This is a genomic window from Labrenzia sp. THAF191a, assembly GCF_009363335.1.
Lineage (GTDB): Bacteria > Pseudomonadota > Alphaproteobacteria > Rhizobiales > Stappiaceae > Roseibium > Roseibium algicola.
This window is the reverse complement of record NZ_CP045333.1, coordinates 566,618-589,578: the sequence shown is the minus strand read 5'-3', so window position 1 is coordinate 589,578 and position 22,961 is coordinate 566,618. Positions and strand designations below refer to the sequence as shown.

Genomic DNA, 22,961 nt, shown 5'->3' with positions numbered 1-22,961 from the left:
CGTTTTGGTTCGGCGTGTTAGCGGTCGAAGCGGACAGGCACCTGCATGTTCATGCGCGCAACGCGAATATCACCCGGAAACTTGGGCATGGGCGAGGCCCTGCGCACCATGTCGAGCGCGGCCTGGTCCAGCACCGGGTGCCCGGAGGACCTGGTCACGCGAATACCGGAAACAGCGCCGTTGGATGAAATCGTGAAGCCGACACTCACCGTTCCCTCCAACCTCTGACGTTTCGCTTCACGGGGATAACGTTTTGCGCGGCGCAGTTTGGCCACCACCTTGCCCTGATAATTGGACGTTGCTTTGGTACCGCCATCATTGGTGCGGGCATTCGCCCGGCTATTGGTGTTGGATTTCGCACTCCGGCTGGTGACGCGTTCACCGCCCTTTCGGGCGCTGGTTTCCGCACCCTTCCTCTGCGCTTTCACAACCTTCTTGGGTTTTTTCTGCTCTTCGGTCTTGGGGGCTTCCGCATTTCGCACGGGCGGCTTGGGTTTGCGGTTCGGTGTCTGCGTGACCTCGGCCAGCGGATCGGCAACAGGCTGTTGCACTTCGGTTTGCTGGTCCACCGGCTGAACAGTCTCGACCGGTGCGGCTGGCTCCACCCGTGCAATTTCGACAGGTTTTTGCTCCGGTGTCGGCTCGGCCGGCCCGGCCGGTTTGACTGGTTCCGGTGTGACACTGCCTTGCAACGTTTCTGACGCCGTCGCGACTTCCGGCGTTGTCGCCGGCGCTTTCACCGGTTCCAATGAAGTAACGCCTGCGACCATCGGAACGGACGGAACAGGTTCTGACGCTGGCGTGTCAGGCACTGCCTCGGCAACGGCCGGGCTTGGCTGGACCTCTACCGGTTTTACTGGCGTGCCGGACCGCACCTCGGGCTTTGCGGTGTTCACCTGTACTTCTTCGACTGGCTCTACGTCCGGCTTCACGTCCTCGACAGGCTGAGGATCGACTACGGCATCCACTTGTGCTCCGGCTACAAGATCCTCGATGGACCCGATCACCGAAACGCCGCCGCCTTCAGAAGCTGCAATGGAGATCTCATTCGGATCTTTCGCGAAAAAGGCGGCGCCGGTGCCGTGCAGCACCAGAGAAAGGATGGCCCCGGCAGCCAGGAAACGCGCGAAACTCACTTCGAGCCTCTTCTTGTTATGAGCACGATGTCGGTGCGTCCGGCATCCTTCAGCTCGCGCAACACCTTTTCCAGGGCGTCCGCCTTCAGCGTGCCGTCCGCAGCCACCTTGATCGGACCGTCTGTGCCGCCTGGCTCATCCTGCTGCGCAAGCCAGTCGGCAACGCCGACTTCGGCCTCTCCGGCAAAGGTGCGGCCTTGCGGGTCAACAATGAGTGCGCCGGTGGACCGGATGGTCTCGTCTTCCAGTATGTTCAGCGGCGGTTCGATTTTCCTGGCATCGTCCCGGGCAACCGACCCTGCAAACAGGAAGAAGATCAGCATCAGGAAAACGACGTTGATCAGCGGAATGGTGTTTTCCGGCGGTTCGCGGCGCTGTGGGGATTTCATGCGCATGAGGTCACCTATTGTCCCGTCACCAGAACGCTCTTCAGCCCGCTTCTGCGAACCTCGGACATGACATCAACCACGTCCTGGACATTTGCATCCGGGCCGGACCAGATCGCGACGACACTGTTTTCCTTGAGCGCGGAAAACAGTTCCGCCATGTCCGCCTTCATCAGGGGGCGGCCATTCAGGTCCAGCTTTTCCGACGTGTGAATACGCAGGTAGGCGGGTCTTTCCGCCGCGCCGCCACCTTCAGCACCGCTGGAAATGTCCAGCGACTGGTACCGTGTGAAGCTGGACGCCAGCATGAAGAACAGCAGCAGCAGGAAGATGACGTCGATCAGCGAGGTCAGGCCGACGGGCTTGCGCCGCACTCTTGCTTTAAACTGCATGCCTCGTCTCCGAAGCCTCCAGGGCCACGATCCGGGCGGCACCGCGTTCGGCGATCGCCCCGGTGAAGAACGCCGTGACCAGCGCTTCCATCTCGGATTGCTCCGCCTCGATACGGCTGTCGAACCAGCCGACAATGGCCGACACGGGTATCGCGACCGAAAGGCCGACGGCGGTCGTCAGCAAGGCTACCCAGATTCCGCCGGCCAGAACGGAAGGGTCCACCGCCGCGCCTGCGCCCTGCATGGCCTGAAAGGCCTCGATCATGCCGAGTACGGTCCCCAGAAGGCCGATCAGCGGTGCTGTCTGCGCGATCATGTCGAGCGGGCGAAGGTATGCCCTCAGCGTGTTGATCCGCTGAATGCAGATCCGCTCGACGTCCTCTTTCAGAAGCTCGGTCCTGGTTTCGCTGCGAGCGCTGCCCTGCACGAGCTTCAGCATGATGTCGGCAACCACGGATTTTCCGCTGGCTGCTATCGTTTTCGCTTCCTGAGGCCGGCCGTCCAGCCAAAGGTCCAGCGCCTTGCGGGCAGTACCGAAACGGCCGACACCCAGATACAGGAACTGCAGCAGCTTGGCGGCAATCAGCGCTGCCGCCACCAGGGAAAGGGCAAGCAGGAACAACACCACCGGGCCGCCCTGATCGACGAGGCCGGTCAACGGAGACAGGAAGTGCGGCAGGGCCGCGGTAGGGACATCAGGCATTTTGATCACGCTTGGGTTTTCATCAGAGGATCAGGTCGATTTCCGACCGCGAGTCGATCCGCAGCAGCGGCAGGCAGTCCTGTTGGGCGGTGTCCTGAAGGTCACAGGCGCGCACCTCGTTCACAAGGACGCGAGAGATGCCGGTACAGTCTCCCTTGGCAACGTCATATTGCCGGACACGCGTCTTGCCGGTGGGAAGATCGCCGAAGTCGATCGCCGCATAGCCGGAAACGCCGTCAGACGTGTCGAACATCACCAGGTCGAGGCCAAGGGCGTTTACGGGAGTTGGCAAGGTGTTGCGGATGACGAAGGTCAACCGGCAGGACCCGTTGACCGTCTCCGCATCGTTCAACTGGACGGAGATCGCTTCGCTTGTCTTGGAGGCGGTTTGGGACGCTGCCTGAGACGCCGATTGCGCGTTGGCTGCGGCAGCAAACTGACTGCTCAGCATCAAGGCAAGCGCAACCGCCCGAACCGGCGCCGAAACCAAAGATCTCTTCATCCCTTCGCTCTCCCGTAGCGGCTCGCGGCCTGGTTCCGGATAAGAATTTCGACCGCGCGTCATTCGAGTTAAAGACTTGTCTCCAGGGCAGCACGTGTGTGGCTTCGGCGAAGCCGCATGGGGGTATCAATCCGCGAAAAGGGCTGTCCCGTCGGGACGCACGAAACGCACGAATGGCTTTCAGAACTGCTGGAGATTTTTGTAGGCTGAGGCGGTCTGCGCGATCGTCATCAAGACCGTCGCTGCCCTGGCTAATCGATCTTTACACCGAAAGCAGCGGGTGAGGGAACCGGTCGGGATTAAAAAAGTTGAATTTTTAGTTCAGAATTTAAGCGGATCACCGGCGATGCCGGGACACAGACCATTTCAGCACCTGCCAAGCGAGCCCGCAGGCCGCAGACGTGCCGACCTGAGGTACCTTTCAGAACACTTCGTCAGAAGACAGGCAGATGAAGGTCGGTGGAATGGAGAGCGCTTGCGCTACTAAACCCGATCGAAGCACGCAAGCTGCCAGTTTGCTGCTGACCCTGGGCGGACGAACTGTTGCCAGTTATCCGTTGTCATCGATCACCGAAATGACAGAGAGCAAACGAAGTCTCTCTCTCGAGAGGAACGGCATTGCGGCAAGCGTCAATTCTCTTCTCGTTATACCCAAATTGAAAGAGAGTGGATTTACAGGTCACATTTAGAGTTTATCTTGCGGCGAACCAAAAATATTCGCCCAAATGGCTAGCCTTCAATCCGGATCAGTTTCCATTGGGCATATCAGTAAAGGGAGCGGCATGCCTCTGATCAATTACGTAACCCGGGTCCAGTTCGGTTTTGGCGAGCTTGCCACGTTGAAGGAGGAACTGGCGCTCGCCGGAATTTCGCGCCCGCTCGTAGTGACGGACAAGGGCGTGCGCGGGCTCGGATTTCTCGACAAGATTGAAGCCGTCCTCGGCAAGGAGCTGGCAGGCGTTTACGACGAAACCCCCGGCAACCCGAATGAGGCGGCCGTCCGTGTCGCGACGGACTTGTTCAAAGAGGTTGAAGCCGACGGAATTATCGCCATAGGTGGCGGATCGGCGATCGATCTCGCAAAGGCGGTTGCCATCCTCGCCGCACATGGCGGCGCCCTGAAGACCTATGCGGTCATCGAGGGTGGCCTGCAAAAAATCACGGCAAAGACCTGGCCGACCATCGCTATTCCGACAACGTCAGGCACCGGTAGCGAAGTCGGACGCGGGGCGATTGTGATACTGGATGATGGCCGGAAAGTCGGTTTGTTGTCTCCATTCCTTGTCCCGAAAGCCGCGATTGTCGATCCGGAATTGACCATGACGCTGCCGCCCGTTTTGACTGCAGCCACCGGAATGGACGCTATCTCGCACTGCATCGAGACCTATCTTGCCCCTTCCTTCAATCCGCCGGCAGACGGCATCGCACTTGAAGGACTGCGCCGCGCCTGGGCGAATATCCGCAAGGCGACAGAAACACCGGATGACAAGGACGCCCGCGCCAACATGGCAATCGCCGCAACCATGGGCGCGATGGCCTTCCAAAAAGGGCTGGGCTGTGTGCACAGCCTCAGTCATGCGCTCGGCGGGCTCAATCCGAAGCTGCACCACGGCACCTTGAACGCGGTGTTCATGCCTGCGGTTCTGGAATTCAACAAGGCGGCCCCGACATCAGTCAGCGAGAACAAATATGCCGGGATGGCCGATGCCATGGGTCTGGCTACCGGAACGGATATCGGAGCGGCCATCAAGGAGATGACGGCGGCCATCGGTTTGCCCGTCAGCCTGTCGGAGCTGGGTGTTTCGGAAGATCTCTTCGACCGCATCATTCAGGGTGCCTTGGCCGACCACAGCCACAAGACCAACCCCATTGACGCAACCGCCGACGACTATCTCAGGATGCTGCAAGCTTCTTATTGACGGGACCGTCTCTGAAACTCCCTTGAGCGCTCTCCGGACCACAGCACCACCCAGAACCGCGGTGTCGGTATTTTCGGAAGCTGGTGGTCCGGAATGCGTCCCCATTTCGGTCGTTCGTCGGCTTTCCGTTTGCTCCCAAAAGCCATCATTCATCGCATACGGATTGACCGTTCATTTCGCGTCGGGTGAAGGTGCTATGGGAAGGACCTTCTAAACCTTACCAGGTGCGCTATTTTCAAAGGCAGGGAGTTACCGACAATGCGCGGATCACATATATTGGTCTGAAGCATGAGTGACCAAAAAGAGACCGGAGACTGATGTGTCACCAAGTAAGGGCCGCGTTGAAAGACTGATTGACAGGATAGGCGCTGAATTTCAGTCTCATCTCATCGACTTGTGGAACACGTCCACAGTCTTTGATATTCAAGACGGTGCCGTTCAAAAGATGATCTCACGCGAAGCGCCATTTGGTGTCATTGGGATCAAGATCCTGGTGCGCAATCCCGGAGACGTAAATCGTCTTTTTGAGCACCAATGGAATTTCAGTATTGGGATCACCGGATGTGAATTCACACTTTTGGATGTCGATTACCAGAACGACGTTTTGGTTGGTGATGCGAATTCAGCCGAATTCGTTGGGCACGAACACATTGCCTACAAGTCGGTTGAACACATGATTGCCTTTCATGGCGATGAGTTCGGCATAGGAAAGGTCTTCATTGAAAAAATTGGCACTTTCTGCCCCAGCCTGCTTGAAAAGCCACCATTGTTTTTTCGAATGCCGCGCAGGGCGCCGCCCGCCTACAGATACACAGAAGCACCCCAGGCCATTCGCGAGGAGGTGGGCCTATCGCTTGATGGCGGCATGCTTCTGATTGAGGCGATGATCAAAGAACATGGGATTGCCCCTTATACGATCTTTCTGTCCTTCCATTCTGACGAAAACTTCTGGCTGGTTGATCTCCCTGAAGCGCTTGTCGACCGGTACCAGCACGGCCTCATTGATCCGAGCCTTGGTGAACACCATTCAAATCTTGAGGTTGGGGTATCCATTACAGCGGAAGCCCTGAGGAACAGGGTTCGGCAGAAGCCAAACAGCGCTGAGCGTGATAACGGCGTCTTTTTCTCCATGTCCGGAAGCGGTTCTGCGTCAGGCTATTTGAACGGATTGAATTGACGTTCCGTTGGCTGGGGTCATCTCAGTTGCAGTGAGAAGGCGCGCAATTCCCGACAACCTACTCTCTGACACGATCCGGACCTTGGCTGCGTGGCGCACCAATGTCCGCATTGTTGATCGCTGCGGCCATTATCCGACGGTCCGCTGCCGTTCATCGGTGGAACTGCATGCTGCGCGCCGGCCCGCCATACCACCCATCCACTTCTGCGTTGTCTACCTCACAGCCAAGGCCCGCTTAGGGGACTTAGCTGACATTTGAAATCCGCCCAGATACTCTTGCTGGACGTTTTTCAGCAAGGGTTCGAATGCATGAGCAATGGATACGCGCTACTTGCCGCTGAGATATCCAGATGGCCTTCAATGAATGAACTGGCGAGCATTTTTAGGTCTGATGGCTACACCGTCATTGAAGGAAAGTTCTCGTTAAGGTTGGCGGACTTCAATCACTTTGTTTTCAGAGAATTAGGTGGCGATCTGAGTCTTGGTTCTGTAAGCGCCGATCACAGGTCGACCGAAGAACTTGTGGCCTTCTCTCACCGTGTGTCGAGGACACTTGCGAACTCGGGTATTAGACACCGTTTCGAAGTGTATTCGGAAAAGGAAGAACTAGCAGCTTACATGCACCATAATTGGCCGAAAGACCGGTAGGTTTGGGCTCCAAGCAGCCTTTCGCCGTCGTGACGCGCCTATCCCTACCTCGTGGTGCTGGTCGACACAAACGGCCGATTCCGGACATTCACCTTCGATTGGTTCAATGGCAGCTTCGCGGCCCCACATAGGTCGTTTAGTTCCGTATGCAAGTTTCCCGGAAGCAGACATAGGCAGCGCAACTCCTGTCGGGAATTGATTTGAATTCCAGCAGCTAACATTCGATGTCTTTTAAGAGGTAAGCCACTTAGGAAGTGATTGACCGCGAACTGTTGAACAACACTCCGTTCGTGTATTTGAGGCCGCTGTCACAAGCGACTGTAACGACGGTGGCGGTCGGTCCGAGTTCTTTGGCGAGTTCGATTGCTGCCAGCACGTTTATTCCAGTCGATGTTCCGGCGAAGATGCCTTCTTCGCTCGCCAGGCGCTGTCACATAATGCGGGCCTCGGTCTCCGGCACGCTTCGCGCTTCATCGTATACAGGGTATTTCAGAAGAAGCGGCGGTATGAAGCCGATGCCAATCCCCTCGACATGATGTGTTCCGGGCCTGCCTTCGGTGATTGTCGGCGACGATGCCGGCTCAAGCAGTACGACACGCGTTTCCGGATTGACTGCCTTGAGAGCCTGGGCAGTACCTATCAGCATCCCGCCGATGCCGACTGCACCGCAAAAGGCGGTGATGCCCTCAGGGAACTGCTCGATCAGTTCCTCCCCGATGGTTCTGTAACCCGCGAGCGAGTCGGGATTGTTGAACTGATCCGAATAGAGGTATCCGTCCATTTCGCCCAACTCGCGGGCACGGGCGATCATGCTCGGTATCAGGTCGGCGGTGATTTTGCCCGTGGGGCTCTCAATGAGTTCAACGATTGCGCCAAAGGCTGCAATGGTTCGCAACTTTTCCTGCGCGAAGGCATTGGACGAAACGACGTGAAACCTGTGTCCCCGCACGGCGCATACAAATGCCAGCGATGAGCCTGTACTGCCACCACTGGCTTCAACCACTGTCATTCCCGGCTCCAGGCTGCCACGGCGTTCCGCCTCGGCGATCATGGTTCTAGCCATCCGGTCTTTGTAAGATCCGGTTGGGTTGAAATACTCCAGCTTGACGAAAACTTTCCCCGCTCGCTCCGGAACGACTTTGCTGAGTTGCACCACGGGTGTGTTTCCAATGGTATCGAGCATGGAATTCGTGGCACAGGGCGGGGTGGTCATTCAATTGGCCTCTTCCTTTGTTGGTTTTGAGAACCGCTGATTTTGAGCGGACCTGCTTCTTTGGAGATGCGGTCCGTTTTCGTATGCGTGCGTGCGACAGAGACTGTGCGGCTATCTTTGCCAAGAAATGTCTGAAATCAACATCCTCAAAATTTTTTTAGATTCAAAAGTGCATTTATCTGATTCTGAAAATGGCGTGAAAACCTATAAAATAGAAATAATTATAAATTTCAGGAAGTTGAATGCCGAGGTGTATTTTCAACGCTAATATTGCATTTTATGATCTAAATATGCAATATAGCTCTGGCGACTGCATGTTGGACGTCGGTCGCTTGTCAATTTGGGAGGATACATGTTCGGTCACACCATTCGTGCAGGTGCGTTTGTTGCACTTGCTTCCCTCGCATCTGTGTCTGGAGCGCAGGCGCAGGACTTCAAACCTGAAAATCCGGAATGCATCGCACCGGCCAATCCCGGTGGCGGCTGGGATTTTATCTGCCGCACCACCGCCAAGCTGCTCTTTGATGAAGGCATCATCGATGGCGCAATGCAGGTCACTAACATGTCGGGTGGCGGCGGTGGCGTTGCCTATGCTCATGTCGTCAACGAACGCAACACCGACGACAACCTGATCATTGCAGCGTCGAACGGAACCACTTCGCGTCTGGCTCAGGGTGCATTTCCGGGCAATACGGCTGACGACGTGGACTGGCTGGCGACGTTCGGTGCGGAATACGGTGCGATCGCTGTTGCAAAGGATTCCAAGTATCAGACACTCAAGGAGCTGATGGACGCTGTCGTCGAAGATCCCCGTTCGGTCGCCTTCTCCGGTGGCTCGGCGGTTGGCGGCTACGACCACATCAAGCCCTTGCTGCTCGGAAAGTCGGCAGGCCTCGATGATGTGCGTCAGATGAAATACGTCGCTTTTGCAGGTGGCGGAGAAGCGATGACCGCTTTGCTTTCGGACTCCGTCCAGGTTTTCTCAGGCGACTTCTCCGAAGTGCGCGGCTTTCTTGAATCTGGCGACATTCGTGTCGTTGCGGTGCTTGCACCCGAACGATTGAGCGGCTTCCCGGATATCCCGACGGCACGCGAGCAAGGTTATGACGTCCTGGGGGCGAACTGGCGTGGTCTCTACGTTCCGAAAGGTAGCTCCGAAGCCTCCAAGAAATTCTGGGACGAAGCGATCCAGAAGCTCGTTGCCAGCGAGGCTTTTCAGGATCAACTGAAGGCAGCTGCAATTGAGCCATTCAATAACTTTGGCGCTGATGCGGATGCTTTCGTGACGCAGAATATCTCGGAAATCGAAACGATTTCGCGGGAAATCGGGATCATCCAGTAACCCGGTACCGGTTTAACGCCCCGACGTCTTTGACGGTCGGGGCGACCTTTTCAAATCCATTTATCCCGGAGCGGACCATGAGCGACCGAATTCTCGGCGGTGTCGGTGTATGCCTGGCAGCCTTCTACATCTGGGCGGCGACGATCATCCCGAAGAGCTTTATGGCTGACGTCATCGGGCCCAGTACCTTTCCCATAATTATCGGCGTCATACTCGCAGTGTGCTCGACGGTCTTCATTCTGAAACCAGATCCTGCACCTGATTGGCCCTCTGCCGGGCCTCTCCTGGAGATCGCTTTCGCTGTCGCCGTCATGTTGGCCTATGCCCATCTCCTGCCTGAACTTGGCTTTGTCATATCAACGGCTATTGCGACCACTTACCTGACATGGCGTCTTGGTTCGAAACCGCTCAATTCGGTCGTGATCGGTGTTGCGACCTCAATCGGAATTTATGTCGTCTTTCGTCTGATCCTTGGCCTTTCCCTGGCCAAGGGCCCGCTTGGCTTCTGAGGAAACGCCCATGGAAACGCTTGCCAACCTCGCTGACGGATTTGCGGTTGCACTCACATTCCAGAACTTGCTTCTGGCGTTGGTCGGATGCTTTCTCGGGACGTTGATGGGAGCGCTTCCGGGACTCGGCCCGGCCAATGGCGTGGCGATCCTGATCCCGATCGCATTCACTCTGGGTCTCGGGCCGACTGCGTCGCTGATCCTCCTGACCAGCGTCTACTATGGGGCGATGTACGGGGGACGGATCTCGTCCATTCTGCTGAATATTCCCGGCGACGAGCCGGCAATGATGACCTGCCTGGATGGCTATCCGATGGCGCAGCAGGGCAGGGCAGGCGAAGCGCTTACGCTTTCCGGAATTGCAAGCTTCGTGGGAGCCTTTTTTGCGACCTGGGGGCTGGTGCTGCTTGCGCCGCAGCTTGTGAAGATCGCATTGCTGTTCGGGCCCGCCGAGTATTTCGTGCTGTTTACGCTGGCATTCGCAACGCTTGGCGGAATTTCGGCAATGAACCAGGCAAAGTCGGCCTTTGCAGCCATGTTGGGCCTTGGAATTGCGATGATCGGTGTCGACACGCAGACAGGCGTGCCGCGGTTCACTTTCGGTGAAGTGCATCTTTATGACGGCATCGACTTTCTGGTCGCCATCGTCGGCCTCTTTGCCTTGTCCGAGGTGTTCATCTTCCTTGAACATCATCGTGGGTCCGCGATTGCCGACAAGTCCTCGAAACTGTCGATCGGACGCCTCGTGCCGTCGATTGCTGTGCTGAAGCACTGCACGCCGACCATGATCCGCAGCACCATTATCGGCTTTCTCGCTGGTGTCTTGCCTGGGGCTGGTGCTTCCCTGGGGTCTTTCTTGTCCTATTCGGTCGAAAAGCAGATCGTCGACGGCAAGGGCAAGGCCTTCGGAAAGGGGGACCCGCGAGGCGTTGCGGCTCCCGAAGCCGGCAACAACGCAGCAGCGGGTGGGGCACTTGTTCCCATGCTGGCACTGGGGGTTCCTGGCTCGGGCACAACCGCCGTGCTGCTCGCCGTCCTTTTGTCTCTCAACATCACTCCGGGGCCGCTTCTGTTTCAGAAGAACCCCGACGTCGTCTGGGGGCTTATTGCAGCGCTCTTCATCGGCAACATGATGTTGCTCCTGCTTAACATCCCCATGGTCGGTCTTTTCGCACGGGTCCTGATGGTGCCCACCCGGATCCTCATGCCGGTCGTCGCCATGATCTCCTTTGTCGGTATTTACGGCATTTCTGGCTCGACCTTTGACCTTACGATGATGGTCGGCTTCGGTCTGGTCGGCTGGGCGCTTCGCAAGCTCGACGTTCCGCTGGTGCCGATCATCCTCGGCATCCTGCTCGGCAACGAGATGGAAGTGAATCTGCGCCGGGCCATGACCATTTCGGATGGCGATTGGACGATCCTCGTTGGGTCGCCTTTGGCGATCATCCTCTGGATCATCGCGATCGTAGGCTTCATCCTGCCGATCTTCATGGGCCGTCGTGTCCGCCAGCGCATGGAGGCGCAGCGAAAGGAAGAAGAGATCGAGGAGATCAGTGTTGGCGACTGATTTCTGCGCTTGCCTTCGGTGCTTCAAGAGTTTCGACGCCGCCCTTGTGTCAGACGCCGTCGGCATTGAAAGCAACTGGCGATATCGCCGGGGCGAGACCTTGCCCTTCGCCGTCGCTGCTGGACGAAAACCTTGAACGTAGATTTGGTCTATTGGCTGCGGGTTGTCGGCACTGCGGCACTCGCGGCGTTGGGTGGATGGCTGGTGTCACGCACCGGGATCCCGCTCGGGTGGCTTGTCGGGGCAATGGTTGTGGTCGCGGTGGCCTCCTTGTCCAAACTGCCTTTGGAGCAGCCAGCGCCACTGATGCCACCTGTGAAGGCTGCCGTGGGAACCATGCTGGGTGCCCGGGTCTCGTCCGACCTGATTCAGTCCTTGCCGGAATGGGCCTTCTCGCTGGTTTTTCTTTGCGCTGCTCTTCTGGTGATGTGCACCGTGTGTTTCATAATACTTCGGCGCCTGTTTTCCCTGGATCCACAGACAGCGGCGTTATGCTCTGTGCCTGGCGGCATCACCGAGATGATCCTCCTGAGCGAACAGGCAGGCGCCGATCAGGCTCGAGTGGCGATCATTCACGCCCTGCGCATCGCGCTTTCGATCCTCATCCTTCCGTTTCTGATTGCCTGGTTTGCCCATATCGACATCCAGCGCACCGCACCGGCCGCCATGGCCGCGATGCCGGCCTCCGGATGGATCTGGTTTGTCGTGTGCATCAGCGTCGGTGTTCTGGCTACACGATTGCGGCGTTTTCCCGTGCCATCGATGCTTGTTCCACTCCTGTTGAGTGCAGCATTGCATGTGTCCGGCGTCACCGACTTCACAGTCCCACCCTGGGTCATGACCATTGTGCAGGTCTTCATCGGCATCAATGTCGGCGCCCGGTTTCTCGGCACGACCTTCTTTCAGCTCGCAGGTGTCGTCGGTGCTGCCGTCGTCGTTGTGGTGACGCAGATCTCCATTGCCTTTCTCATGGCCAACGTTGCTGCGGCTCTGACCGATTGGGACCCGCTTGCGCTCATGCTTGCTTACGCGCCGGGCGGCCTTGCCGAAATGTCGCTCATTGCCGTGGCAATGGGGCGCGAGGTCGCCTTTGTCGGCTTTCACCACCTGTTTCGCGTCCTCCTGGCATTGGCTCTCGGTCCGATGCTGTTGAGGCGTCTTAAGTCTATCAAGGAGAACTGACGTGCCAAAACACATCAAGGTACCGACTTCTTCCGGACCTGTTGAATGTATTGATCTCAAGGGTGTGGTTGGCGAAAGAATGGAACGCCTGCCGCATGTGCTGCGTCTCCTCGCGGAGAACCATCTGCGTGAGACAGGCGAGACAGAGGCCCTTGTCGCGGCACTTGAAACCTTCCTGCAAGGACAGAAACCGGATTTCGAGTTCAGTTTCCGCCCCAACCGCATCCTGATGCATGACACGACATGTACTCCGGCTCTTGCGGACATAGCGGCCATGCGGGATGTCCTCGCAGAGGAAGGCGTGGATCCGGCAATGCTCACGCCCGACCTGCCGGTAGAGGTGTCGGTCGACCACTCGGTTGCCGTTGACGTCTACGGCTCGGCAACCGCGCTGCAAAAGAACACCTTCAACGAAATCGAGCGTAATACGGAACGCTACACTTTCATGAAGTGGGCGGCCCGGAACATGGCGACACTGAATGTCAATCCGCCGGGCACTGGGATCATGCACACCATCAACCTGGAGCAGTTGGCGACACTGATTGTCAGGCGAACCGACGGGCTTTCGCACCCCGACATGATGATCGGAACCGACAGTCATACGCCAATGGTGAATGGCATCGGTATCCTGGCATGGGGTGTCGGCGGGTTGGAGGCGGAAACCGCCATGTTCGGGCAGGCCCTGTCTCTGGCATTTCCCGAGATCGTCGGCATTCGATTGAAAGGACAACTTCAGCCCGGCGTTCTGGCGACGGATCTGGCTCTCGAGGTCACACATCAGCTGCGGGAAATCGGTGTCACCGGTAGTTTCGTGGAGTTCTTCGGACCCGGAATAGCAACGCTGAGCGCGGACGACAGGGCCGTCGTCTCCAACATGGCACCTGAATACGGCGCATCGACCGGGTTCTTCCCACCTGATCAAGAAAGCATTGCCTATCTCAGGCGAACTGGCCGGCAAGAGGATCTGCTCGATACCATTCGTCCCATGCTGGAAGCACAGGGACTATGGTTCGATCCGGCGGCGGAACCGAAGTTCAGCCGAATGATCGAGATAGACCTGTCGGCCATAAAACCACTCATTGCCGGGCCTCGCCGCCCCCAGGATCGGATCTCTGCCTCTGAAGCCGAAAGCGCAGTTGTACAATGCCTGGGACGAGACCTGTCCCCCCCACCTCTGTCATCCGGGCCTGTGGGCGTTCCTGATGGGGCTGTTGGCATCGCGGCCATCACCAGCTGTACGAATACCACTTCGCCGGAATTGCTGTTGGCAGCCGGAATCCTGGCTCAAAAAGCACATGCCCGTGGCCTCCGCCCTCCGGAATGGGTGAAAACCTCGCTGGCGCCCGGTTCGCCATCTGCACAGGATTTGTTGCGGCGGACAGGGTTGCTCGGCGATTTGGAAGCAATCGGGTTCGGTATCGTCGGTTTTGGTTGCACCACCTGCATTGGAAACTCGGGTCCGCTTCCTGCCCGGATCGAGCATGCGCTGCACGAGAACAAAGCAGTCGTGGCGGTGCTTTCCGGAAATCGCAACTTCCCTGGCAGGGTTCATCCGAAGCTGGATCTGGGCTATCTGGCGTCGCCGCCACTGGTGATTGCCTTTGCTCTCAAGGGCAGTGTAAAGGGCGATATTCTCGCAGATCCCATCTCGACCGATATCGACGGCAAGCCAGTCTACCTCTCCGAAATCTGGCCATCCGCTGCGGAGATTGCTTCCGCGCTCTCGCGAGGAATTGAGCCTGAAAACGTGCCTGCAGCCTTTGAGAAGGCTCGGGGAAATGCAGAATGGGCACGTCTGGAGGCACCTGTTGGACCCTGCTTTCCGTGGGACGCCGGTTCACGAAACCTGCGTCGCCCGGCCTTTGTTTCGAGGGAAGTTGAAACACGCCTTGGAAATTACGAGGCAGCACCTCTCATGGTTCTCGGCGACGACATGACCACGGACCATATTTCGCCAGCCGGCTGGATTGCTCCGGATAGCACTGCCGGCAAGTGGCTGGTCGAACGTGGTGGCGACCCGTCGGATCTGAATGTCTATGCTTCCTACCGTGGCAATTGGGAAGTGATGCTGCGCGGCCTTTTCACCAACCGTTCGGCCAAAAACCATCTCGCGCCAGACCTCGCACCCGCGACAACTGAACTGGCAGATGGTTCGCGGTTGCCGGTTTTCGAGGCCGCCGAAAAGCTGCAGAAGGAAGGCGTTTCCGCAATACTCCTGGCAGGTCATCGGTACGGTATGGGGTCGAGCAGGGACTGGGCTGCGAAAGGTGCTGCGCTGCTCGGCGTCCGGGCAATTGTTGCGCGCAGTTTTGAGAGGATCCATCGTAGCAATCTGATCGGCATGGGGATCCTTCCGATTGAAATTGCCGACAGTTTCGTTCCCGCCGAAGCAGGGATCCTGCCCGATGATCGCTTTCAGCTGGAGGCTTCACCTGAGCACATCCTGCCGAGGCAGGAAATGACGATGAAGTGGAAACGTTCTGACGGCACTGTCTGCGACGTGGCAGCGCGCGCAGCTGTCGATACAAGGCAGGAGATCGAACTTCTGCGCGCAGGTGGCGTGCTGCCTTCAATCATCAAAAGGTCACTGGCGAACAGGATCGCGGCAAACACCGAAACGAAGCGGGCCTGGTCGAGCTGACTTGCTGGCTTGTTCGTTGCCGGGAAAAATCGGCTGCTCCCGTTTTGCAATGAGGAGCAGCCGATACTTTCAACCCGCTGATGCTGGTTCCAGGGCGCGTATCAGCTCTGCCTTGCTCGTCAGAGCACCGCTCAAGTGCTTCTTCATTGCGAACGAGGCTTCCAGGACCTCTCCCCGGGAGAGAAGGTCCAGGATGATGAGATGTTGCCTGGACTGTTCGATGAACCGGTCCGGCTTATAAGCAGCCCTATATTCCAGCAGACGCCGCATCTGGTTTACGCGCACAAGTGCCATGTGGAAGTAAGGGTTGTTCGCGAATTTGATAAGCTCTTCGTGAAAGGCCGCCCCTGTGGCCAGCAGCTGTTCCACAGGCAGGCGCTGGATGTCGTGGTCGAGCATCCGCTGCTGGGCCGCCCTCAGTACCTCCAGCTTTTCCGGAACGACTTCATAGTCCGGCGACAGCATCGCTGCCGGCTCGATCACCATTCGGAACTGATAGATCTGCTGGAAGGACTCCGTCGACTTCGCAACGTTCAGAAAGCTCCAGCCGTAGCCCGGCTTGCGTTCCGCCCAGCCTTCTCGGGCAGCACGTACAAGGATATCCTGAACTTGCGCTTTTGTGAGCTTGTATCGATCGCGAAGAAATTGTTCGGTCACTTCTTCAGGCAGCACATTGTTGCGCCAGTCGTCCGCGACGCGCTGGTAGGGGCTCTCACGCTCGATTGTGAGGGCGAGCGGCACAGTGTCGCCACCGCCGTTCTTGCTCCCGGTTACATAGAAACCCCGGTTGGTCTTCTGTTCGACGACGCCTGCGTCTGTCAGTATCTTGAGGGCCTCGCGTATCGGCGATCGGGACACGTTGAACCTGTCCGCCAGCGTCTGGGCTCGCAGGGGATCGCCGACTGCCAACTGGCCGGATGCGATCTGCTGCGAGATTTTCTGTGCAATCTGCTCCGCAAGGTTGCTGGTCTTCACACTGATCGCCCTTTGAATTGGATTTTGTGCATTTTTTTGCCCTAAGGGGCCAATAAATGCAAACTATTGGCAGCCTTGGATTTAACATTCTCGTTTGGCAGTCACCACCGTTTCGATTGGAGAGTTCGTTTTTCAGCCTCTCGGCGCACTGATTTCAACCTGGGCTCCCCAGCTTGCATCATCTCAGCGCCTGGTCAGGCAGAAGAGCGCAGTCTCGTGCGACGCCGTGCCGTTCAAGGATGTCGCCGACCAGCCCACTTCGTGCTGCCTCACCGAGAAAGTTACGGAGATGAGCCGCAGCACCAGGGCGCCCCCTCGGAACTGCCATGGCCTGCCGTATCTCCATGAAGGGTGGTGTCAACACATGGCTCCCGGGTCGTTTTTCCGCTTCCCGGGCCATGACAGCTCCTATCCCGGCAATCGCCGTGACCTCGCCGGCATCCAGCGCCTCCAGAAGCGCAAAGATATCGTGGTAATACACAATGTTTTCCGAGCCTGGGAGGCGTTCCAGTGTCAAGCTGTAGGCCGTGCCGACGATCGATCCAACCTTCAGTCCGCTATCAACAAGCTCCTGCGAGGCTTTCGCGGGGCAGGTTGGTGCAGCCAGGTAATTTCCTTCAATCCGGATATAAGGTTCCGTGAAATCGATTGTTTCCGCGCGCTTAGGATCGACGGCAAGGAAGCAGACATCCCAGACGTCCTCCTGCGACGAAGACGACACGTCGACGGCTCTTTCGTATTCGACAAATCGCAGAGGCAGGTTCAGACGGTCAGCGAGAGTGCGCGCCAGATCCACGCTGATCCCGGTCGCCGCTCCGGAAGGATCTCGTCCAACCAGAATTCGGTTTCCGTGGTTAAGGGCTACTCGGAGTTCGCCCATCGGAGCGTATTCTCGAAGGACTTGGTCAGGTACGGACATGTTGCGGGTTACTCTGTTGCGATCATACGTGCAAAAGGGGTCTGATTTAGGCGTCAATTTTTGCACTTTTAAATATTAAAAAGCAAATAATATTGAGGCAATTTTCGCCTTCGACGCGTAGTTCTGAGGAGAAATATCAAGCCTGCCTGTGGTGCGCCAAGCGTACGGCGAGACGCTCGAATGGAGCACCGCTTTGCTCAGCAAGCGCAAGGATCCAGGTGCCTTGTATCAGGACGAGCAACTGCTCGGCTTCCAGATCGGGATCATCCATTCCAAGTCGGGCCGCATGACCCGCAAGACAGGATTTCCAGTCAGCCAGAACGGTCCGGGCAACGTCGCGAAGCTCGGGCTCCTGCGACACCGCCTGCAGCATGCTCATGACCGGACATGCCAGAACCTGATCTTCTTGCACTGTCAATCGCTCGACGGATTGGCATGTCCTGATGGCTCCTTCCTGAAAGTCGGTGGCGTCCTCGAAGGCCCGGTCCACCATTTTCTCAATCATCTTGCCGACCCAGAGTGTCGCGGCCTCAGCCAGTTCGCGTTTGCCGCCCGGGAAATGGTGGTAGAGCGACCCTTTCGGCAGACCAGCGACGGCAAGGATTTCGGCAAGTCCAACGCCGCTATAGCCTTTTTGTCGAAAGAGGGTGGCGGCGGTGCGGATCAGATGGTCACGCGTCGAGATAGGAGACATACGAACTTCACTACACCGTCTAGACCGATCGGTCCAGATGATGTACTAGACCAGTCGGTCTAGAAGGGGTGTCGGTATGCTGCAAGAGCGGAACCCGCGAGTACAGAATGTTGCGATCTCGGCAGAAGGAGCGGAACTTCAAGGAAGCTACTACAGGCCTCAGGGCGCGGTCCTCGCAAATCTCGTCCTGCATGGTGCGACCGGTGTCCAGCAATACTTCTATCGTGCCTTTGCGACCTGGGCTGCGGAACGCGGCTTTGGCGTTCTCACCTATGATTATCGGGATTTCGGCAGGTCGGCCTTTCGACCGATGCGCCAGAGCAAGGCCACCTTTGCCGACTGGGCGGTTCTGGACCAGGCGGCTGCCGAGCGGACACTGGCGGACCTGGCGCCGGATGGTCCTTTGTGGGTCGTCGGACACTCGCTCGGCGGGCTAGGGTTTCCCTTTCGCCGGCACGACGCAAGAGTGGAGCGTATTACGACCGTCGGGGCCGGTTTTGGCCATTTCTCCGATCACCCGTGGAGCTACCGGCCGAAGGTTCTGGCCTTCTGGTTCCTGCTCGGGCCTTTGGGGACGTCGGTAGCAGGCTATCTGCCCGGACGACAATTGCTCCTGGGTGAAGACCTGCCGGCCGGTGTCTACTGGCAGTGGCGAAAATGGTGTACCAGCAGGGACTTCTTCCGAAGCGACATCGGTGCAAGCCTGCCTGACCCGGATTTCGGCTCGGACGGCCCAAAACTGCGCATGCTGACCATGAAGGACGACGTCGTCGTGCCCCCTGTGGCTGTTAAACGCTATGCGGACTCGTTCCCGAATGAGCGCGTCGACTTCCAAATGCTGCATGCATCGGATTACGGGCTGAAAGCTCTCGGGCACATCGAAGTCTTTTCCAGGCGTAACGCCCCAATCTGGCCTGTCATTTTGGAGCCGAAGTGATTCCCCGTGCAGGCATTGCGCCTCCAAATTCGCCATTCAACTAATCCGAATTGTTTCCTAAAAGCGGACATACATGGCTGTTTGACAAAAGTAATTGTGTGCATGTGGGCCTTCGCACGGCAAGAAGTTGCTGAAAGAATAGAAAACCCAATCTCAGCAAAGGTCACAAGTGGCGGAGTTGTGAAGCGCTCCGCCACGTGTTTCACGAATTCTAAAGTCGAGTTTATCGATCTTATCCGCGGACGAATTTCAGAAGGTCGGCGTTGACCACATCGGCGTTCACCGTGAGCATCCCGTGCGAGAAGCCCGGATAGATGATCAGAGTGCTGTTCTGCAGAAGCTTGTCCTGCATGATTGCTGCTGTCTTGTAGGGAACAACCTGATCGTCATCGCCGTGCATCACCAGGGTGGGGACGGTGATTGCCTTGAGATCTTCGGTCTGATCGGTTTCCGAAAATGCCTTGATGCCTTCGTAGTGTGCCTTGGCGCTGCCCATCATGCCCTGCCGCCACCAGTTCTTGATGACGCCTTCTGATGGTTCGGCGCCGTCACGGTTGTAACCGTAGAACGGGCCCGCGGGGACATCGAGAAAGAATTGGGCTCGATTGGCCGCGAGTGCTGAACGGAAATCGTCGAAGACCTCGATCGGTATGCCGTCCGGGTTATCCGATGTCTTGACCATCAGAGGCGGAACCGCGCTGACCAGCACTGCCTTGGCCACCCGGCCCTGGGGCTGCCCATGTTGCGCAACGTAGCGCGCGACCTGACCGCCCCCCGTCGAATGGCCGATATGGATGGCATTCCTGAGATCGAGATGCTCCACCACTGCTGATGCGTCGGCGGCGTAGTGGTCCATGTCGTGACCCTCGCTGACCTGGGAAGAGCGCCCATGTCCGCGCCTGTCGTGAGCTACGACGCGATAGCCGTTTTGGAGAAAGAACAGCATCTGGTTATCCCAGTCGTCTGCGCTTAGCGGCCAGCCATGATGGAAATGGATCGGCTGTGCGTCCCGTGGACCCCAATCCTTGTAGAAGATTTCTACCCCGTCTTTCGTGGTTACAAACGACATGCTCAGTCTCCCTCCTGGTGTTGAACTTCGTTGCAAAGTCCCGCGAACTGAAAGCACTCCCGGTGAAGGTAGCGCCAATCCCTAGGGCTTCAATAGTGTCGGCAGGTGCAGAACCAGCTGAGCGTCCTTGACGACGTCGAGACGCAGAATTTTGGAAGCCCCCAACCCGTCAAGCAACTGGCTGAGCGGTCCCCCCTTTCGAGTGAGCTGAACCTCACCGGGAAGGAGGCGTTGGCCGAAGGAGAGCGTGTTGGTCTGTACCCTTGTCTGATGCCATTCGCCGTCCACAAGATGGATCAGGTTGTTCATGCCCAGGCGTGATTGTGACGGCACGTTGCGCAGTCTTGGCAAGGCGGAAGACAATGTGAGATCCGGATCACCGCCGGCGTCAGAAATCCGGGCTTCCACCTTCGAAGAGATGTTCAGTTCAATCTTCGCAAGCCACTTCGGCAATTGATAGCCGTAGACGCCTCGCACACGCGCAATCTCTGTATCCACGGGCAGCGCCAGAACATGCGCATGAAAATTTCGGCGCCGGATTGCCTGCAACAATTCAAGTGCATGCGGTCCTTTCGCACCCGGCCGGCGTATCACGACCGCGACAGAAACCTCATTGTAAGGGTCGTTGTCGCAAACCGGGTATGAGAAGAACGTGAGTGCCAGCAAGCCAGACGAGGGTGTAATTTTCAGCGGCTCAATTGGCTCGGGTATGGAGGCTCGCAATCTGTCTGCGGGCGCGAGAAGCAGTAACTGCACACTTTGGCTTCGATAGTAGAAATTTGGCGTCCACGCGAGGCCGACCCTTGATTGGACCTGTTGTTTTGGAAACCGGCGGAAAAAATCGACATTTCCCGCCGCAGGATCTTTGGAGACCTCGTCTAGGTCCGGGTTCATTCTGAAGCGATCGTAGTATCCGCCCCTCGGCACTTCGACCTTTTGGCCGCCGAACTCGATTTCCGACTTCTGTGATTGCATTCAAATTTGGCCTTCTTGGCATATGTGCATGGCAGGCACGTTTTCTGACTTTTGGTCGGCAGCAAGGCTTGAAAGCGTAAGATTAAACCCAACTTCAAGGTCAAGCGTAGTTTTCGAACGCCTTGGAGGGTCGTTCAGGGCTCACCTTGGTCAGGCATGCGACGCGCGCAGCCTCATCCAGTTCCGGTACTGCCGGGCACGTCGCTTTGCGTCGAACTGAGAGACGAGCAACGCCCAAAGCGGAGAAATCCCAGGCACTGTCGGTCTCCCATTGGCAAGCCTGGATAGCTGATATTTGACGGCAGCCATATGTGCGATTGCGGCAACAGGCTTGTTTTTCCAGTTGATTGGCTTCAGACGCGGAGCGCTTGGTTTTCCGAACCGCCAGTCACGCGGCAACTGAGGTGTAATGGCCAGAGCCGTGGCAATGCCCACCATATCGACACCGCTGTTCAACACCTCTTCGGCAACCTCCCGGCGGCGGATACCTCCAGTCACCATGAGGGGCATCGGGGCAACAGTAGCGATTTCCCTTGCAAACTCGAGGAAGTACGCTTCCCGGGCAAGCGTTCGTTCGTCCCTGGAAGACCCCATCATGGCCGGGGCTTCATAGCTGCCTCCTGACAGCTCAACCAGATCAACTTTGAGTGCGCCCAGCATTTTGACGACCGTCTGCGCATCTGCCGGGGAGAAACCACCGCGCTGGAAATCGGCGGAATTGAGTTTGACGGCCACAGCAAATTCAGGCGCGACCACAGCACGCACGGAACGCACAATGTCGATCAGCAGTCTTGAGCGGTTTTCGAGACTGCCTCCCCAGTGGTCTTGCCGCCGATTGGTGATCGGCGAAAGGAACTGGCTGAGCAGGTAACCGTGCGCTGCATGGATTTCCACGCCCGTAAAACCGGCTCGCTCCGCCAGCAGAGCAGCGTTGACGAAACGTTGCTCCACATCAGCAATGTCGGCAGCAGTCATTTCACGAGGAACCGAAAATCTTTTTGACTGAGATCCCAGGTCGATCGCGACTGCAGAAGGCGCCAGTGTTTCCTGACCAAGTCCCGCCGGCATCTGGCGACCGGGATGATTGATCTGCATCCATACCTGAGCCCCGCGTGAACGCGCTGCCTTGGACCATGCTTCGAACCGATACAGATATCGATCGTCTTCTAGAACGACCCCGCCCGGTCCGGTCATGGCACGTGCATCGATCATCACGTTGCCTGTAATGATCAAACCGGCTTCACCTTCAGCCCACGTCTTGTAGAGGCGAAGTAGATCTTCGGACGGGGCATGGTCCTGGTCCGCCATGTTTTCTTCCATGGCTGCCTTGGCTATGCGGTTCGGTATGACGGCTCCGGAGGGGAGCACCAACTGGGAAAACAGGTTCATTTTTGGTTTCCAATGATTGAATTTGCGTGACCTTAACCTTTGAGTTAAGTTCAAGGTCAAGAGGGTTGCTGCTATGAAGTTTCAAAGTGGAGGACCCTAGGCACTCGGTTGCCCAACAGGAAATCTGGGGCATTTGATGGATGGGAACTCGTGCCACACATGTTCGAGCGAGACACAAACAATGAAAATTGGTGAACTGGCAGAGAAAACCGGCCTGGCGGCCTCGCGGATCCGGTTTTACGAGAGGGTCGGCTTGCTGAAGTCTGTCGAACGACTTCCCAATGGGTATCGCATCTATCCACCGGAGGCAGTCACGGTACTTAACCTGATTGTCTCCGCTCAGAACGCGGGTTTTAGCCTGGAAGAATTGACCGCGCTTTTACCCCAGGATCTTGCAGACTGGCAGCATGACAAGCTTCTGGAAACACTGCATCGCAAGGTCAACGAGATCGAAACCCTGCAAATGCATTTGAGTGAAAGCAAAGCGCAACTGCTTGAGGTTATTGCGCAAATTGAAGCCCGGCCGGAAGGAATCGATTGCGCTTCGAATGCCAGAAGAGTTCTTTCTTCCATACAATCGGCAACACCTGTCGGCAGAAACAAACCGAAGGACCAGAAAAACAAGTCGGGCAGCTAGCGGTTTCCTGAGACGAAACTCGATTCCGAATTGAGGTTCGAAGCCGCAA

Annotated in this window: 21 protein-coding genes; 9 read left to right on the top strand and 12 right to left on the bottom strand. The window is 57.3% G+C overall.

Annotated features, from left to right (window positions below):
• Positions 1-17: 17 nt before the first annotated feature.
• The 5 genes from FIV05_RS02740 to FIV05_RS02720 are packed head-to-tail and all read right to left on the bottom strand — an operon-like array spanning position 18 to position 3,119.
• The gene (locus FIV05_RS02740) at positions 18-1,136 is read right to left on the bottom strand and encodes a TonB family protein (RefSeq protein WP_286202259.1); all 1,119 of its coding nucleotides are present in this window, start codon (positions 1,134-1,136) and stop codon (positions 18-20) included.
• Complete coding sequence (locus FIV05_RS02735) at positions 1,133-1,525, bottom strand: biopolymer transporter ExbD (RefSeq protein WP_209009838.1); 393 nt, start codon at positions 1,523-1,525, stop codon at positions 1,133-1,135. Before FIV05_RS02735 ends, FIV05_RS02740 begins: the two co-directional genes overlap by 4 nt.
• Before the next feature lie 14 nt (positions 1,526-1,539).
• The gene (locus FIV05_RS02730; protein ID WP_055657393.1) at positions 1,540-1,914 is read right to left on the bottom strand and encodes a biopolymer transporter ExbD; all 375 of its coding nucleotides are present in this window, start codon (positions 1,912-1,914) and stop codon (positions 1,540-1,542) included.
• Entirely contained in the window at positions 1,904-2,617 is a 714-nt protein-coding gene (locus FIV05_RS02725) for a MotA/TolQ/ExbB proton channel family protein (RefSeq protein WP_209009837.1), read from the bottom strand. Before FIV05_RS02725 ends, FIV05_RS02730 begins: the two co-directional genes overlap by 11 nt.
• A gap of 22 nt (positions 2,618-2,639) precedes the next feature.
• A complete protein-coding gene (locus FIV05_RS02720) occupies positions 2,640-3,119 on the bottom strand; it encodes a hypothetical protein (protein WP_152508587.1) in 480 nt (159 codons plus the stop codon).
• A 782-nt stretch (positions 3,120-3,901) separates the two neighbouring features.
• Between FIV05_RS02720 and FIV05_RS02715 the strand changes: the two genes are divergently transcribed.
• Both FIV05_RS02715 and FIV05_RS02710 read left to right on the top strand, forming a co-directional pair.
• Positions 3,902-5,038, top strand: coding sequence for an iron-containing alcohol dehydrogenase (locus FIV05_RS02715; protein WP_152508586.1), 1,137 nt, complete (start codon positions 3,902-3,904; stop codon positions 5,036-5,038).
• Between the two features lie 292 nt (positions 5,039-5,330).
• A complete protein-coding gene (locus FIV05_RS02710) occupies positions 5,331-6,215 on the top strand; it encodes a hypothetical protein (RefSeq protein ID WP_152508585.1) in 885 nt (294 codons plus the stop codon).
• 1,078 nt (positions 6,216-7,293) lie between these two features.
• Here the strand turns inward: FIV05_RS02710 and FIV05_RS02705 are convergent.
• A complete protein-coding gene (locus FIV05_RS02705) occupies positions 7,294-8,076 on the bottom strand; it encodes a cysteine synthase family protein (RefSeq protein WP_286202258.1) in 783 nt (260 codons plus the stop codon).
• A gap of 352 nt (positions 8,077-8,428) precedes the next feature.
• On the opposite strand from FIV05_RS02705, the gene FIV05_RS02700 reads away from it, so the two are divergent.
• The 5 genes from FIV05_RS02700 (at position 8,429) to acnA (ending at position 15,317) form a co-directional block, all read left to right on the top strand.
• Complete coding sequence (locus FIV05_RS02700; RefSeq protein WP_152508584.1) at positions 8,429-9,418, top strand: tripartite tricarboxylate transporter substrate-binding protein; 990 nt, start codon at positions 8,429-8,431, stop codon at positions 9,416-9,418.
• A gap of 77 nt (positions 9,419-9,495) precedes the next feature.
• The gene (locus FIV05_RS02695; RefSeq protein ID WP_152508583.1) at positions 9,496-9,927 is read left to right on the top strand and encodes a tripartite tricarboxylate transporter TctB family protein; all 432 of its coding nucleotides are present in this window, start codon (positions 9,496-9,498) and stop codon (positions 9,925-9,927) included.
• Positions 9,928-9,937: 10 nt separating this feature from the next.
• The gene (locus FIV05_RS02690; RefSeq protein WP_152508582.1) at positions 9,938-11,494 is read left to right on the top strand and encodes a tripartite tricarboxylate transporter permease; all 1,557 of its coding nucleotides are present in this window, start codon (positions 9,938-9,940) and stop codon (positions 11,492-11,494) included.
• Between the two features lie 132 nt (positions 11,495-11,626).
• Positions 11,627-12,676, top strand: a complete 1,050-nt coding sequence (locus FIV05_RS02685; RefSeq protein ID WP_173013753.1) for an AbrB family transcriptional regulator — start codon at positions 11,627-11,629, stop codon at positions 12,674-12,676.
• A 1-nt stretch (position 12,677) separates the two neighbouring features.
• Positions 12,678-15,317 (top strand): aconitate hydratase AcnA, encoded by a 2,640-nt coding sequence (gene acnA, locus FIV05_RS02680; protein WP_286202257.1) that lies wholly within the window; start codon positions 12,678-12,680, stop codon positions 15,315-15,317.
• A 69-nt stretch (positions 15,318-15,386) separates the two neighbouring features.
• Here the strand turns inward: acnA and FIV05_RS02675 are convergent, their stop codons facing one another.
• The 3 genes from FIV05_RS02675 to FIV05_RS02665 form a co-directional block, all read right to left on the bottom strand.
• On the bottom strand, positions 15,387-16,292 hold the full coding sequence (locus FIV05_RS02675) for a GntR family transcriptional regulator (RefSeq protein WP_152508580.1): 906 nt from the start codon (positions 16,290-16,292) through the stop codon (positions 15,387-15,389).
• Positions 16,293-16,470: 178 nt separating this feature from the next.
• On the bottom strand, positions 16,471-17,172 hold the full coding sequence (locus FIV05_RS02670) for a transporter substrate-binding domain-containing protein (RefSeq protein ID WP_173013752.1): 702 nt from the start codon (positions 17,170-17,172) through the stop codon (positions 16,471-16,473).
• Between the two features lie 175 nt (positions 17,173-17,347).
• Positions 17,348-17,905 carry a TetR/AcrR family transcriptional regulator gene (locus FIV05_RS02665; RefSeq protein ID WP_152508578.1) on the bottom strand — a complete coding sequence of 186 codons (558 nt, stop codon included), beginning with the start codon at positions 17,903-17,905 and terminating at the stop codon, positions 17,348-17,350.
• A gap of 76 nt (positions 17,906-17,981) precedes the next feature.
• Between FIV05_RS02665 and FIV05_RS02660 the strand changes: the two genes are divergently transcribed.
• On the top strand, positions 17,982-18,842 hold the full coding sequence (locus tag FIV05_RS02660; protein WP_152508577.1) for an alpha/beta fold hydrolase: 861 nt from the start codon (positions 17,982-17,984) through the stop codon (positions 18,840-18,842).
• A gap of 232 nt (positions 18,843-19,074) precedes the next feature.
• On the opposite strand, the gene FIV05_RS02655 is transcribed toward FIV05_RS02660, so the two are convergent.
• From FIV05_RS02655 to FIV05_RS02645, 3 genes are all read right to left on the bottom strand, one after another.
• Complete coding sequence (locus tag FIV05_RS02655) at positions 19,075-19,911, bottom strand: alpha/beta hydrolase (protein WP_152505912.1); 837 nt, start codon at positions 19,909-19,911, stop codon at positions 19,075-19,077.
• 81 nt (positions 19,912-19,992) lie between these two features.
• Positions 19,993-20,409 (bottom strand): hypothetical protein, encoded by a 417-nt coding sequence (locus FIV05_RS32025; protein ID WP_209009836.1) that lies wholly within the window; start codon positions 20,407-20,409, stop codon positions 19,993-19,995.
• A gap of 627 nt (positions 20,410-21,036) precedes the next feature.
• On the bottom strand, positions 21,037-22,275 hold the full coding sequence (locus FIV05_RS02645) for an NADH:flavin oxidoreductase/NADH oxidase family protein (protein ID WP_152508575.1): 1,239 nt from the start codon (positions 22,273-22,275) through the stop codon (positions 21,037-21,039).
• Positions 22,276-22,456: 181 nt separating this feature from the next.
• Here FIV05_RS02645 and FIV05_RS02640 point away from each other — a divergent pair, with 181 nt between their 5' ends.
• A complete protein-coding gene (locus FIV05_RS02640) occupies positions 22,457-22,912 on the top strand; it encodes a MerR family transcriptional regulator (protein WP_152508574.1) in 456 nt (151 codons plus the stop codon).
• Positions 22,913-22,961: the final 49 nt, after the last annotated feature.